Annotated in this window: 11 protein-coding genes; 3 read left to right on the forward strand and 8 right to left on the reverse strand. The window is 58.8% G+C overall.

All coding sequences use genetic code 11. The annotated features are described in order from the left end of the window. Window positions 1-135 precede the first annotated feature (135 nt). The 8 genes from AC1DHT_RS02155 to AC1DHT_RS02190 all read right to left on the reverse strand — a co-directional run bounded on the left by AC1DHT_RS02155 (window position 136) and on the right by AC1DHT_RS02190 (window position 9,996). Window positions 136-2,058: a PrkA family serine protein kinase gene (locus AC1DHT_RS02155; protein ID WP_019693927.1), complete on the reverse strand. Its 1,923-nt coding sequence runs from the start codon at window positions 2,056-2,058 to the stop codon at window positions 136-138. Window positions 2,059-2,345: 287 nt separating this feature from the next. After that, entirely contained in the window at window positions 2,346-2,675 is a 330-nt protein-coding gene (gene glpE / locus AC1DHT_RS02160; protein WP_427533037.1) for a thiosulfate sulfurtransferase GlpE, read from the reverse strand. Between the two features lie 33 nt (window positions 2,676-2,708). After that, window positions 2,709-3,590 (reverse strand): symmetrical bis(5'-nucleosyl)-tetraphosphatase, encoded by an 882-nt coding sequence (locus AC1DHT_RS02165; RefSeq protein WP_427544841.1) that lies wholly within the window; start codon window positions 3,588-3,590, stop codon window positions 2,709-2,711. Then, the gene (apaG, locus tag AC1DHT_RS02170) at window positions 3,590-3,970 is read right to left on the reverse strand and encodes a Co2+/Mg2+ efflux protein ApaG (protein ID WP_427544839.1); all 381 of its coding nucleotides are present in this window, start codon (window positions 3,968-3,970) and stop codon (window positions 3,590-3,592) included. The genes AC1DHT_RS02165 and apaG overlap by 1 nt, the downstream gene beginning before the upstream one ends. 123 nt (window positions 3,971-4,093) lie before the next feature. After that, window positions 4,094-4,912 (reverse strand): 16S rRNA (adenine(1518)-N(6)/adenine(1519)-N(6))-dimethyltransferase RsmA, encoded by an 819-nt coding sequence (rsmA, locus tag AC1DHT_RS02175; protein WP_427544837.1) that lies wholly within the window; start codon window positions 4,910-4,912, stop codon window positions 4,094-4,096. Further along, entirely contained in the window at window positions 4,909-5,898 is a 990-nt protein-coding gene (gene pdxA / locus AC1DHT_RS02180) for a 4-hydroxythreonine-4-phosphate dehydrogenase PdxA (RefSeq protein ID WP_427544835.1), read from the reverse strand. Before pdxA ends, rsmA begins: the two co-directional genes overlap by 4 nt. Further along, window positions 5,895-7,211, reverse strand: coding sequence for a peptidylprolyl isomerase SurA (gene surA, locus AC1DHT_RS02185; protein WP_429538950.1), 1,317 nt, complete (start codon window positions 7,209-7,211; stop codon window positions 5,895-5,897). The genes pdxA and surA overlap by 4 nt, the downstream gene beginning before the upstream one ends. Then, window positions 7,192-9,996 (reverse strand): LPS-assembly protein LptD, encoded by a 2,805-nt coding sequence (locus tag AC1DHT_RS02190; protein WP_427544831.1) that lies wholly within the window; start codon window positions 9,994-9,996, stop codon window positions 7,192-7,194. Before AC1DHT_RS02190 ends, surA begins: the two co-directional genes overlap by 20 nt. Window positions 9,997-10,126: 130 nt before the next feature. Here AC1DHT_RS02190 and AC1DHT_RS02195 point away from each other — a divergent pair, with 130 nt between their 5' ends. Genes AC1DHT_RS02195 through AC1DHT_RS02205 form a run of 3 tightly spaced genes read left to right on the forward strand, consistent with a single transcriptional unit; the run spans window position 10,127 to window position 12,589 of the window. Then, window positions 10,127-11,152, forward strand: a complete 1,026-nt coding sequence (locus AC1DHT_RS02195; protein ID WP_427544829.1) for an aminoglycoside phosphotransferase family protein — start codon at window positions 10,127-10,129, stop codon at window positions 11,150-11,152. Further along, complete coding sequence (murU, locus tag AC1DHT_RS02200; protein ID WP_427533029.1) at window positions 11,149-11,820, forward strand: N-acetylmuramate alpha-1-phosphate uridylyltransferase MurU; 672 nt, start codon at window positions 11,149-11,151, stop codon at window positions 11,818-11,820. The genes AC1DHT_RS02195 and murU overlap by 4 nt, the downstream gene beginning before the upstream one ends. A 1-nt stretch (window position 11,821) precedes the next feature. Continuing rightward, window positions 11,822-12,589, forward strand: a complete 768-nt coding sequence (locus tag AC1DHT_RS02205) for a TerB family tellurite resistance protein (protein WP_427544827.1) — start codon at window positions 11,822-11,824, stop codon at window positions 12,587-12,589. Window positions 12,590-12,605 lie beyond the last annotated feature (16 nt).

Here is a 12,605-nt window from a genome sequence, read left to right on the forward strand (position 1 = left end):
GATCTTGCGCCTCCCGTACCACCTGCGCGTTGCCTGGACTTCGCTGCCGATTTCCAAACACCTTCCTGAAACCTGTGTAACAGAATTTTATTACGCAGGCCCGGGCTAACGACAACCGGTCTGACCGGCAGCGTGTTACTGCGATTTCCTGACCCGCAGGTACCACTCGGAGAGCAGTCGTACCTGTTTGTCGGTGTAGCCGCGCTCGACCATACGTGTAACGAAGTCGTTGTGTTTCTGTTGGTCCTCTTTGCTGGCCTTGGCATTGAAGCTGATGACCGGCAGCAGATCCTCGGTGTTCGAGAACATTTTCTTCTCGATGACCACCCGCAGCTTCTCGTAGCTGAGCCAGGTCGGATTCTTGCCGTTGTTGTTGGCCCGGGCACGCAGGACGAAGTTGACGATTTCGTTGCGGAAATCCTTCGGATTGCTGATGCCCGCCGGTTTTTCGATTTTCTCCAGCTCTTCGTTGAGGGCTACGCGGTTGAGTATCTCGCCGGTTTCCGGATCGCGGTATTCCTGATCCTGAATCCAGAAGTCCGCGTAGAGCACATAGCGGTCGAAGATGTTTTGCCCGTATTCGCTGTAGGACTCCAGGTAGGCGGTCTGGATTTCCTTGCCGATGAACTCGATATAACGCGGCGCCAGGTACTCTTTCAGGAAGCGCAGATAACGCTCGCGGGTTTCCGCCTGGAACTGTTCCTGTTCGATCTGTTGTTCCAGCACATAGAGCAGATGCACCGGGTTGGCGGCGATTTCATGCGGGTCGAAGTTGAAGACTTTCGACAGGATCTTGAAGGCAAACCGGGTCGAAAGACCGTTCATGCCTTCGTCGACACCCGCGTTGTCGCGGTATTCCTGGATCGATTTGGCCTTCGGATCGGTGTCCTTGAGGTTTTCACCGTCATACACGCGCATTTTCGAGTAGATGTTCGAGTTTTCCGGCTCTTTGAGGCGCGAGAGCACCGTGAACTGGGCGAGCATCTTCAGGGTGTCGGGTGCGCAGTGGGCCTTGGCCAGGGAGCTGTTGAACAGCAGCTTGTCGTAGATCTTCACTTCGTCACTGACCCGCAGGCAGTACGGCACTTTGACGATGTAGATCCGGTCGATGAAGGCTTCGTTGTTCTTGTTGTTGCGGAAGGTGTGCCACTCCGATTCGTTGGAGTGCGCCAGCAGGATCCCGGTGAACGGAATCGCGCCCAGGCCTTCGGTACTGTTGTAGTTGCCTTCCTGGGTTGCGGTCAGCAATGGGTGCAGCACCTTGATCGGTGCCTTGAACATTTCGACGAATTCCATCAGGCCCTGGTTCGAGCGGCAAAGTGCACCCGAGTAGCTGTAGGCGTCGGCGTCGTTCTGCGGGAATTCTTCCAGCTTGCGAATATCGACCTTGCCCACCAGCGCCGAGATGTCCTGGTTGTTTTCGTCACCCGGTTCGGTCTTGGCCACGGCGATCTGGTTGAGGATCGACGGGTAGAGCTTGACCACCCGGAACTGGCTGATATCGCCACCGAATTCGGCCAGGCGTTTGGTCGCCCAGGGTGACATGATGGTGTTCAGGTAGCGCCGCGGAATGCCGAAATCCTCTTCGAGGATTGCACCATCTTCGGTGGCGTTGAACAGCCCCAGCGGAGACTCGAACACCGGAGAGCCCTTGATGGCATAGAAGGGCACTTTTTCGATCAGCTGTTTCAGCTTCTCGGCCAGGGATGACTTACCGCCACCGACGGGGCCGAGCAGGTAGAGGATCTGTTTCTTCTCTTCCAGGCCCTGAGCTGCGTGGCGGAAGTAGGAGACGATCTGGTCGATGCATTCTTCCATCCCGTGGAAGTCTTCAAAGGCCGGATACCGACGGATCACCTTGTTGGAGAAGATGCGCGACAGTCTCGAATTGGTCGAGGTGTCCAGCAGTTCCGGTTCGCCGATGGCCAGCAGTAGTCGTTCGGCGGCGGACGCGTAGGCGCTACGGTCCTTTTTGCACAGTTCGAGATACTCCTGCAGAGTGAGCTCTTCCTGCCGCGTGGACTCGAAGCGTTGTTGGAAGTGGCTAAAGATACTCATGACGTCACCTCGCTCGATACGTGGAGCCGACGTCGGATCAATCAGTGGATGCTGGCAAGCAACTGAAAGTGCAGTTGCCTTTTACCCCCCTGAACACCTTCAAAGCTATCAACCCTGAAAGCTACTCCCGATGATCCGTGCGCCGGTGTACCGGCTCTCCCCTGTTTTGGATGGCCTGAGGCTAAGGATAGTTCGGAATCTGCAAGGTAAGGGGGCCAATGCGTAGTTTTGTTATGACTACCGTTCGTCAGCCCACAGCGGGCGTGGGCTGGAGCGTGTGAAAAAAATTATTCGGCAGTGCCTTGCGACGTCTCCGAAGGATAAATCGTACGCCACAGCTCGAATCCGCCGTCCATGCTGTAGACGTCGGAAAAGCCCTGGCTGACCAGATATGCAGCGGCGCCCTGGCTGGAATTACCGTGATAGCAAACCACTACGGTCGGTGCGTCGAGGTCGGCGGCAGTGATGAATGCGTGCAGGGAATGATTATCCAGATGCTTCGATCCGCTGATGTGCAGTGCGGCAAAAGTTGCCGGATCGCGGACATCGACCACCACCGCGCCTTGTTCGCGCAGGGCCTGGGCCTGTTCTGGGGGGATACGTTTGAATTCGCTCATGGCGGGCTCCTGTGGCCTGGCTGAAAGCGCAGCCTAGCGCTTGGCACTGGCCGACAATAGTTCGGGGGTAGTTGAGGTGGCGTGCGGGGCGGCGCGCCCCTGAGCATCGCATTTGCAATGCAGGCGCTCGCCGGTATCGACGTTCATCAAGGTCATCGAGCCACCCCAGACGCAACCGCTGTCCAGGGCGAAGATGCCCGGTTCTTTACATTTACCTTCGAGCGCGGCCCAGTGACCGAAAATGATCTTCTTGCCGCGGGTCTTGCGTTGCTGGTGTGAAAACCAGGGGGCGTAACCCGGTAGCGCGCTGTCGAGACCTTCCTTGCTTTTGAGATCAAGCTTGCCGTCGCTGGTGCAGAAACGCATGCGAGTGAAGTAGTTGGTGATCACGCGCAGGCGGGCTGCACCTTTAAGGTCACCGTCCCACTTAAGCGGTTCGTTGCCATACATGCCATCGAGGTAGGGCGCGATGCGGTTGTCGTCACGCAGTGCTTCTTCGACCTCGGCTGCGCACTTCAAGGCTTTGCGCAGGGACCACTGCGGCGGTATACCGGCATGGACCAACGCAATATCGCGTTGTTCGTCGTAGTGCATGAGCTTTTGCTGGCGCAGCCACTCAAGCAGATCCTCGCGATCCGGGGCTTCGAGGATTTCACGCAGGGTGTCGGCTTTGCGCAAGCGTTCGATGTTGTAGCCGGCAGCCAGCAAGTGCAGGTCATGGTTGCCCAGTACGCACACCAGCGATTCGCGGATGCTATAGAGAAAGCGCAGGGTTTCCAGCGATTGCGGGCCGCGGTTGACCAGGTCGCCGACCAGCCACAGACGATCCGTTGCAGGGTTGAAGGCAACCCGCTTGAGCAGGCATTGCAGGGGCTCAAGGCAGCCTTGCAGGTCGCCGACGGCATACGTCGCCATCAGTGCAGGGCTCCGGGCACCGCCAGGCGGAATGGCGCGATGATAGCGTCGAAGTGTTTACCGTCTTCAGCGAGCATTTGATAAGTCCCCTGCATGTTGCCAACCCGGGTAGTCATCACGGTGCCGCTGCTGTAGGTGTGGCTCTGGCCGACGCCGATCAGCGGTTGCTGACCCACCACGCCTGCGCCGCGAACTTCTTCGACATGGCCGTCGCCATCGGTAATCACCCAGTGCCGGGAGAGCAACCTGGCCGGTAGCAGGCCATTGTTCTGTACGGTAATGGTGTAGGCGAAGGCAAAGCGGTTCTGCTCGGGTTGCGATTGTTCTGCCAGATAGCGGGTGACGACGCTGACGTCGACCTGATAACGAGGATCGGACATGCAAAGGGCCTTAAAAGCAAAGCGGGACGCGGGGCTTAACTGATTGAGGTCAGTCTAGGCCAGGTATCGGGTAGTAAACCAGACATGGGCGCTGGTGTCCTACCCGATAACGCTTCTGGCCTGTCAGATGTCGGCAGGCTGCTCGGCGACTTGTTCGCTGAGCTTGTCAGCCAGGCGGACGAAGGCTGCCAGATCGAGCTGCTCGGGACGCAGGCTGCCATCGACGCCAGCGGCTTCGATTTCGGCGTTGCTCAGCAGGGCCTTGAGGGTGTTGCGCAGGGTTTTGCGGCGCTGGTTGAAGGCTTCGCGAACCACGCGCTCCAGTAAACGATGGTCTTTGGCCGGGTGCGGCAGCACGGCGTGCGGCACCAGGCGGACGATCGCCGAGTCGACTTTCGGTGGTGGGTTGAACGCACCAGGGCCGACGTTGAACAGGTGTTCGACCCGGCAGTGGTACTGAACCATGATTGACAGGCGACCCCAATCRCCACCGCCAGGACCTGCCGCCAGACGCTCGACCACTTCCTTTTGCAGCATGAAGTGCATGTCGCGAATGATGCTTGCGTTGTTCAGCAGGTGGAAAATCAGCGGCGTGGAGATGTTGTACGGCAGGTTGCCGACCACGCGCAGGCTGTTGGGGGCGGCATTCAGGCTGTTGAAGTCGAACTTCAGTGCATCGCCCTGGTGCAGGTTGAAATTGCTCTTGCCGGCGAATTGCTGGTTGAGGATCGGGATCAGGTCTTTGTCCAGCTCAACCACGTCCAGTTGGGCGCCGCTGTTGAGCAGGCCTTCGGTGAGCGCGCCCTGGCCCGGGCCGATTTCCAGCAGACGGTCATCGGGCTTGGCATGAATGGAGCGCAGGATGCGGTCGATAACGCCGGCATCGTGCAGGAAGTTCTGGCCGAAACGCTTGCGCGCCCGGTGTTGGTAATGCTCGGTCATAAACGGGTCTCGGCCATCTGGTAGGCGGTTTCCAGGGCGACTTGCAGGCTGCCGGTGTCGATTTTTCCGCTGCCAGCCAAGTCCAGGGCGGTGCCGTGGTCGACTGAAGTGCGGATGATCGGCAAGCCGAGGGTCACGTTGACTGCCGCGCCGAAGCCTTTGTATTTCAGCACAGGCAGGCCCTGGTCGTGGTACATCGCCAGCACCGCATCGCAGTGCTCCAGATATTTGGGGGTAAACAGAGTGTCGGCGGGCAGGGGACCACGCAGGTCCATGCCTTCAGCGCGCAGACGCTCCAGGGTTGGTTCAATGATGTCGATTTCTTCGTGGCCCAGGTGTCCGCCTTCGCCGGCATGCGGGTTGAGTCCGCAAACGAGGATGCGTGGCTGGGCGATGCCGAATTTTTGTTGCAGGTCGGTGTGCAGAATCCGTGTGACCCGCTCCAGGCGTTCAGGGGTGATTGCATCGGCAATCTCCCGCAACGGCAGGTGCGTGGTAACCAGCGCGACTCGCAAGCCGTGTGTGGCGAGCATCATCACCACTTGAGGAGTGTGGGTCAGGTCTGCGAGGAACTCGGTGTGGCCGGAGAAGACAATGCCCGACTCATTGATCACGCCCTTGTGCACAGGGGCGGTGATCATTCCGGCGAAGTGCCCGTCCAGGCAGCCCTGGCCGGCGCGGGTCAGGGTTTCCAGGACAAAGGCGGCGTTGGCCTTGTCCAGTTGACCGGCGGTAACCGGTGCGCTGAGCGGTGTATCCCAGACATACAGGCTGTTGGCCGGCGCAGGAACGTCCGGCCAATTGTCCGGTGTTACCGGCAGCAAATCGACAACCACGCCCAGCTGCGCGGCCCGCTCAAGGAGCAGGTCGCGGCTGGTAATGGCAATCAGGGGATGTGGCTGGGCTTGCGAGGCGAGTAGCAGGCACAGGTCAGGACCTATGCCGGCTGGCTCGCCGGGTGTCAGCGCAAAACGCTTGGGGTTCACTTCGCTGCCTGGTCGACGCCAGGGAGCTTGATTTCAACGTAGGCTTCGTCACGGATCTGACGCAACCAGGTTTGCAGCTCTTCGTCGTATTTGCGGTTACGCAGTACGGTCATGGCCTGCTGTTCACGGGCCTGGTTGGTGCTGTCGGTGGCGCGGCGGCCAAGGACTTCCAGAACGTGCCAGCCATATTGAGTCTTGAACGGCTTGGACAGCTGACCTTGTTGGGTCTTGGCCATTACTTCGCGGAATTCCGGCACCAGTGCGTTCGGGTCGATCCAGTTGAGGTCGCCACCGTTAAGGGCGGAGCCCGGGTCTTCCGAATAGCTTTTTGCCAGTTCAGCGAAGTCTTCGCCCGCGGAAATGCGATCGTAGAGTTTCTGCGCCAGACGCTTGGTTTCTTCTTCGCTGCGGATTTCGCTTGGCTTGATCAGGATGTGGCGAACGTGTACTTCGTCACGCACCTGATTGCCGCCGCCGCGTTTTTCCAACACTTTGAGGATGATGAAACCGCCTGGTGTACGTGCCGGTTGAGTGATTTCACCCACTGACATCGCGCTCAGCTCGCGGTCGAACGGAGGTGGCAGTTGAGCGGCTTTACGCCAGCCCATGTCGCCGCCTTCCAGTGCGTTGTCGCTTGCCGATTTGGCGATGGCCAGTTGAGAGAAATCAGCACCCTGCTTGAGTTGCTGATAAATCTCCATGGCCTGACGTGCAGCGGTCTGGATCGCTTCCGAATTGGCGCTTTCCGGGGTTGGGATCAGGATGTTGGCCAGGTGCAATTCTTCAGAGAGCTGCACTTTACCGAGGTCGGAGGCGAGGAAGTTTTTCACTTCCTGTTCGGACACCTGAATCCGCTCGGCCACACGGCGCTGACGAACGCGGCTGATGATCATCTCGCGACGGATCTGGTCACGAGCGTCGTCGTAAGACAGGCCGTCGTGAGTCAATGCCGCACGGAACTGATCCACCGTCATGTTGTTGCGCTGGGCAATGGTGCCAACGGCCTGGTTCAGTTCTTCATCGGTAATGCGGATGCCGGAACGCTCGCCGATCTGCAGTTGCAGGTTTTCGACGATCAGGCGTTCGAGCACCTGCTGTTCCAGCACGCTGGTTGGTGGTGTGCCGCCACCGCGCTTGGCGATGGTTTGCTGAACTTCATGAACCCGCTGGTCCAACTGGCTCTGCATGACCACGTCGTTGTCGACGATAGCCACCACTTTGTCGATGGACTGTACCGCGGCGTTAGCCGCGGTACCCAGGAACAGCGCGCCCAGCAGCAGCGGGCGCAGACAATCAGAAAGCTTGGTCTTCACGTTCACGATAACCTTGAATGCCTTTGTCGAGGAAGCTCTCTACCTTGGCGCCAGTAACGCCACCGAGACCTTTCAGAACAATTTGGAGGAAGACGCCATGGTCGCCTTTTTCGTTTTGCGGGGCTTCTTGACTGAACTCGTCATACGACACCCAGTAACGGTTGATCAGGCGCAGTTTCCAGCAGCAGTTGTCGTACTCGAAACCACCGAAGGCTTCCAGGGTGCGGTTGCGGTTGTAGTCGTACTGCCAGCGGCTGATGGCATTCCATTGCGGCACGACAGGCCAGATCACCGAGAAGTCGTGCTGTTTGATCTTGTAGTAATCCTTCACGAAACCAGACGTACCAGGGGTGCCATAGTCACCGCCACCCACAGTCCACTTACCCGTCGTCTGGTCGTAGCGAACCATGTCATTGCGATAGCGGTAACCGGCGTTGATGACCTTGTTCGGGTTGTCTTCAGGCTGGTAGTGGAACATCGCGCTACCCGAGCGAGGTTTACGGCTGTCCGGGTCCCAGTTGTAGTCGGCTGTGGTCCGCCAATCGCGGTTCCAGTGATATTCATATTCCAGGGCGTACGGCGAGACGTTGGAGTGCGCATCGGCACGGGTTGTTGCATCGATACCCGGCAGTTGTACTTTGCGGTCCTTGAAGTACATGGCCTGGCCAACGCTGATGCGTTGACGTTCGAAGCCGTTGTCTTCGATCCAGCGGTTGGTCACGCCCAGCGACAGTTTGTTTTCGTCGCCGACGCGGTCGGAGCCCGAGAAGCGGTTGTCGCGGAACAGCGAGGCGTAGTTGAACGTGTACTCGCCTGTGTCGAATACCGGGATATTGCTCTGGTCTTTCTCGGGAACATAGAGATAGTACAGGCGAGGTTCCAGGGTTTGGCGATAGTTCTTGCCGAACCATTGGGTATTACGGTCGAAGTACAGACCGCTATCGATGCTTGCGATAGGAACCGCACGACTCTGATTCCGGCTGTAGGTGCCGAGGAGGCGATCCTGTTCCGCGGTCTGACCGGCGACCTGGCCTTTACCTGTGCTATCCAGGTCAAGATCGTACTGAGTGTACTGATACTTGAGCGTTGGTTTCAGGAAGCCATAGGTCGCGTTGAGTGGAAGACTGATGCTTGGCGCCACATTGAGGCGATTGCCGTTGGCGCGCGCCACGCCGAAGACGTTTGTATCGAGTCGGTTACTTGCAATACCGTCCTGGTCGTAAAATTGCCCTGTTTGCAGGCTCCGCTCAAACCGCACGGCTTCTGTTTCGTAGGCGAAGTTCAGTCCACCAGGTTTCTGAGGCAGGAAACCATTGAAGGTGATCTGCGGCAGACGATTATAAGGCGTGATGTTCGAAATCGACGCCAGCTGGTAAGCCTGCAGGTTGAGGCGTGCATTGTAAGTGTCGCCACGGTAGGTGACCGAACCTTGCTGGTTCACGTAGTCGGAAACACTTTTGACGCCCAGCTGCCCGGTCTCCAGATCCTGGAAGTAGTACGGATCGCTGATCTTGGTGTAGTCGACCTGGGTGAATATCCGCGAATCCAGTCCGCCCTTGTGCTGCCAGTTGTACATGTAGCGGGTTTTTTCGTAGTCGGACTGTAACTTGCGTTCGGTGTCGTCATCGTTGAGGTACGCGGCGCCGAACTGACCTTCGCTGGACTTGGTCAGGTAGCGGAACTCGCCTTCCATCAACATGCCGCGCTTGCTCATGTAGCGCGGATACAGCGTGGCATCGTAGTTCGGTGCCAGGTTGAAGTAATACGGTGTTTCCAGCATGAAGCCGGTTTTGCTGCTGGTGCTGAAGCTTGGCGGCAGGAAGCCGGACTGGCGACGGTTATCTATCGGGAAATAGATATACGGGGTGTAGAACACCGGAATGTCCTTGACCCGCAGTGTCACGTTGGTCCCGGTACCGAAACCGGTCGCCGGGTTCAAGGTGATGTTGTTGCCCTTGAGCTGCCAGGCGTTGCTGTTCGGTTCGCACGTGGTGTACGTACCATCCTTGAGGCGGATGATCGCGTTTTCCGCACGTTTGGCATACAGCGCGCTGCCGCGGACACGGGATTTGTGCATCACGTATTCGGCGTTGTCGACCTGGGCTTCGCCGGTGTCGAGTTGCACTTCAGCGTGATCGCCGACGATCAGCGCGCCGTTGTCGCGCACGCGCACGTTTCCGTTCAGATCGCCACGGTTTTCGGCTTGATACAGGTTGGCTTCATCGGCCTCGACCTGCATGCTGCCCTGGCGCATGACCACGTCACCGGCGAGGGTCGCCACCTGTTCTTCCTGCTGGTAGCGGGAGGCTTTGGCGCCGATAAAGGTCGGGGCGTCACTTTTATTCGTCGTGTCATTCATGCCAGGACGAATTGGTTCGATATAGGAACCAGAGCAATAAGGACCTGTTTCAGCCAATTGGGCAGCGGTGAGCTTCTCACGCGGGACCCAGTCGAGGTGACTGTAGTCGGCGCTACGCGACTTCAGGGCGCGGCCCTTGGCTTCGGTGACCAGCACAGGCTTGTTGGCGGTTTCGCCACCTGCAGTGCTGCTCTCGGCCGTTGACTCGTTGCCCGAACGGACCGCGCTGCCCTCATGTACAGGGCGCGGTGGTAATTGGGCTGCGTTGGCTTTTGGCGCGCAGTCCCAGGAACCCGAAGCAGAGACTGAGCAGTCATACTGTTCCGCGGCGACCACGAACGAAGTGGCTAGAGGTTGCAGGGCCAGCAAACTGCCGGTAACCAACAACGGAAATTTTTTACGAAACGCGGGGGATTTCAATGCCATCTTATTAGTCCGGGCTTCCTGCGTGCCATCTGCCCGCGGTGTGGGCCGCACGCCTCTCGATGGTCTGAAAAAGATGCTGGATAATAAAGCATGACCCGCTTGACGGCTAGCGCCGTCGGAGACCCTTGTAATGCCTGAACAAGATGTACGCTTGCAACACCTGAAAGTTTGGCTCGATGAGCAATTGGCAACGCTGTTTGCCGAGCAAGGATGGGGCGCCGTACCCCCGGCCACATTGACTGCGGCCAGCAGCGACGCGAGTTTCCGCCGTTACTTCCGTTGGGAAGGCGCCGGCCGCAGCTTTGTCGTGATGGACGCTCCGCCGCCCCAGGAAAACTGTAAACCGTTCGTGGATATCGCCTTTTTACTGGCGAAATCCGGAATTAACGTGCCAAAAATCTACGCACAAGACCTTGAACGCGGTTTTCTTTTGCTCAATGACCTGGGCAACAAGACCTATCTGGACGTGATCGACAGCGAAAATGCCGACGATTTGTTCAAGGATGCCTTGCAAGCGTTGCTGGCTTTTCAGCAGTTGCCGATGGATGCGCCACTGCCCAGCTATGACGTGGCACTGTTGCGCCGCGAGCTGGAACTGTTCCCCGAGTGGTACGTGAAGCGCGAGCTGGGCATCGAGTTTGATTCGGCACAGCAAATGCTCTGGCAACACGTCAGCGACAAGCTGATCGACAGTGCCCTGGCCCAGCCCCAAGTACTGGTGCATCGCGACTACATGCCACGCAACCTGATGCTCAGCGAGCCTAACCCCGGCGTGCTGGATTTCCAGGACGCGGTGTATGGCCCGGTAACTTACGACGTGACGTGCCTGTTCAAGGACGCCTTTCTCAGCTGGCCCGAGGAGCGTGTGCGCGGTTGGCTGGCGGATTACTGGCAACAAGCGGCTGCGCTCGGTATTCCGGTTCAGCCTGATTTAGAAGACTTCCTGCGTGCCAGTGACCTGATGGGTGTACAGCGTCACTTGAAAGTGATCGGCATTTTCGCCCGCATCTGCCACCGCGACGGCAAGCCGCGTTACCTCGGCGATGTGCCGCGCTTCTTTGCTTATATAGAAGCAGTGATTGCTCGTCGTCCTGAGCTGGTGGAACTGGATGTGTTGCTGGCCAGTCTGCGCCAGTCGGTAGGAGTGACTGCATGAAGGCAATGATTCTTGCGGCCGGTAAAGGCGAGCGCATGCGTCCGCTGACCCTGACCACACCCAAGCCGCTGGTGCGCGTTGGCGGGGTGCCGCTGATCGAGTACCACCTGCGAGCGCTGGCGGCGGCAGGTTTCAGCGAGGTGGTGATCAATCACGCCTGGCTGGGACAGCAGATCGAAGATTACCTGGGCGATGGATCGCGTTATGGCCTGAGCATCCAGTACTCGCCGGAAGGTGAGCCGCTGGAGACGGGCGGCGGGATCTTCCGCGCCTTGCCGCTCCTGGGGGATGACGCCTTTGTGGTGGTCAACGGTGATATCTGGACCGATTACGACTTCACGGCATTGCGTCAGCCGATGGCGGGCCTGGCCCATCTGGTACTGGTCGACAACCCGGACCATCACCCGAGCGGCGATTTCAGTCTGGTCGATGGTCAAGTGCGGGACGGCCAGCCAGGTGCGCAAACGCTCACCTACAGTGGCATCGCGGTGCTGCATCCGAAGCTTTTCGCGGCATGCGCGGACGGCGCCTTCAAACTGGCTCCGTTGTTGCGCGACGCCATGGCGCAAGGGCAGGTGAGCGGCGAGCAACTGCGTGGGCACTGGGTCGATGTCGGCACGCATGAGCGTCTGGCGCACGTCGAACACTTGATAGAAGCGAGCTACTGATATGTTGTGGCCAGGGACTCTGATCGGAGCCGGAGCGGGCTTTGCGATAGCCAGCATTCCGGGGGCCATACTCGGTGCATTGTTGGGGCAGGCGCTGGATCGGCGCTTGCAGCTGCAAAGCCTCGGGCAGTTGCGTGAGCGACTCGGCGGTCGGCCGATGTTGCGTAACGATGAATTACTGTTTGTATTGCTGGGACGCCTGGCCAAGAGCGATGGCCGGGTGGTGGATGGTCATATCCACCAGGCGCGTCAGGAAATGCGTTCGCTGGACATGAGCGAATCGGCGCAGAAACGCGCAATCGCGGCGTTCAACCGTGGCAAGTCGGGGCATGATCACTTGCGCAGCTACCTGCGCCGTTTAAGCGCGCAGCCGCATGCCGCCGAAGGTGTGTTGCGCGCCTGTTGGCGGATGGTCTGGGCTGACGGGCGTGCCGGAAGCGCGGAGCGTGAGCTGATTTCGCAGTGGGGCAAGTGGCTGGGCTGGACGCCGGAGCAGGTGCAGGCCCTGGCCAGTGATTACGAGCCGCACAAAAAAACACTGGTAAACAGTGCCGCGGCTTATCAGGAGGCGCTGCGGGTGCTCGGGGTGTCAGCCACCAGTGAGCCGTCGCAAATCAAGCGTGCGTATCGACGTTTGCTCAGTCGTCATCACCCGGACAAGATTGCCGGCAGCGGGGCGACTGCTGCTCAGGTGCGCGAAGCGACTGACAAGACTCGCGAGTTGCACAGCGCCTATACGTTGATTCGCGAGCGACGGAATTTTCGTTAACTGTCGCTGATTCTGT

The sequence above is a fragment of the Pseudomonas sp. 05N432 genome, assembly GCF_056396945.1.

Excerpts from the sequence above, each read along its gene's own strand:
- AC1DHT_RS02155 (WP_019693927.1), bottom strand. The coding sequence starts at position 2,058 with ATGAGTATCTTTAGCCACTTCCAACAACGCTTCGAGTCCACGCGGCAG.
- glpE (WP_427533037.1), bottom strand. The coding sequence starts at position 2,675 with ATGAGCGAATTCAAACGTATCCCCCCAGAACAGGCCCAGGCCCTGCGC.
- AC1DHT_RS02165 (WP_427544841.1), bottom strand. The coding sequence starts at position 3,590 with ATGGCGACGTATGCCGTCGGCGACCTGCAAGGCTGCCTTGAGCCCCTG.
- apaG (WP_427544839.1), bottom strand. The coding sequence starts at position 3,970 with ATGTCCGATCCTCGTTATCAGGTCGACGTCAGCGTCGTCACCCGCTAT.
- AC1DHT_RS02190 (WP_427544831.1), bottom strand. The coding sequence starts at position 9,996 with ATGGCATTGAAATCCCCCGCGTTTCGTAAAAAATTTCCGTTGTTGGTT.
- AC1DHT_RS02195 (WP_427544829.1), top strand. The coding sequence starts at position 10,127 with ATGCCTGAACAAGATGTACGCTTGCAACACCTGAAAGTTTGGCTCGAT.
- murU (WP_427533029.1), top strand. The coding sequence starts at position 11,149 with ATGAAGGCAATGATTCTTGCGGCCGGTAAAGGCGAGCGCATGCGTCCG.
- AC1DHT_RS02205 (WP_427544827.1), top strand. The coding sequence starts at position 11,822 with ATGTTGTGGCCAGGGACTCTGATCGGAGCCGGAGCGGGCTTTGCGATA.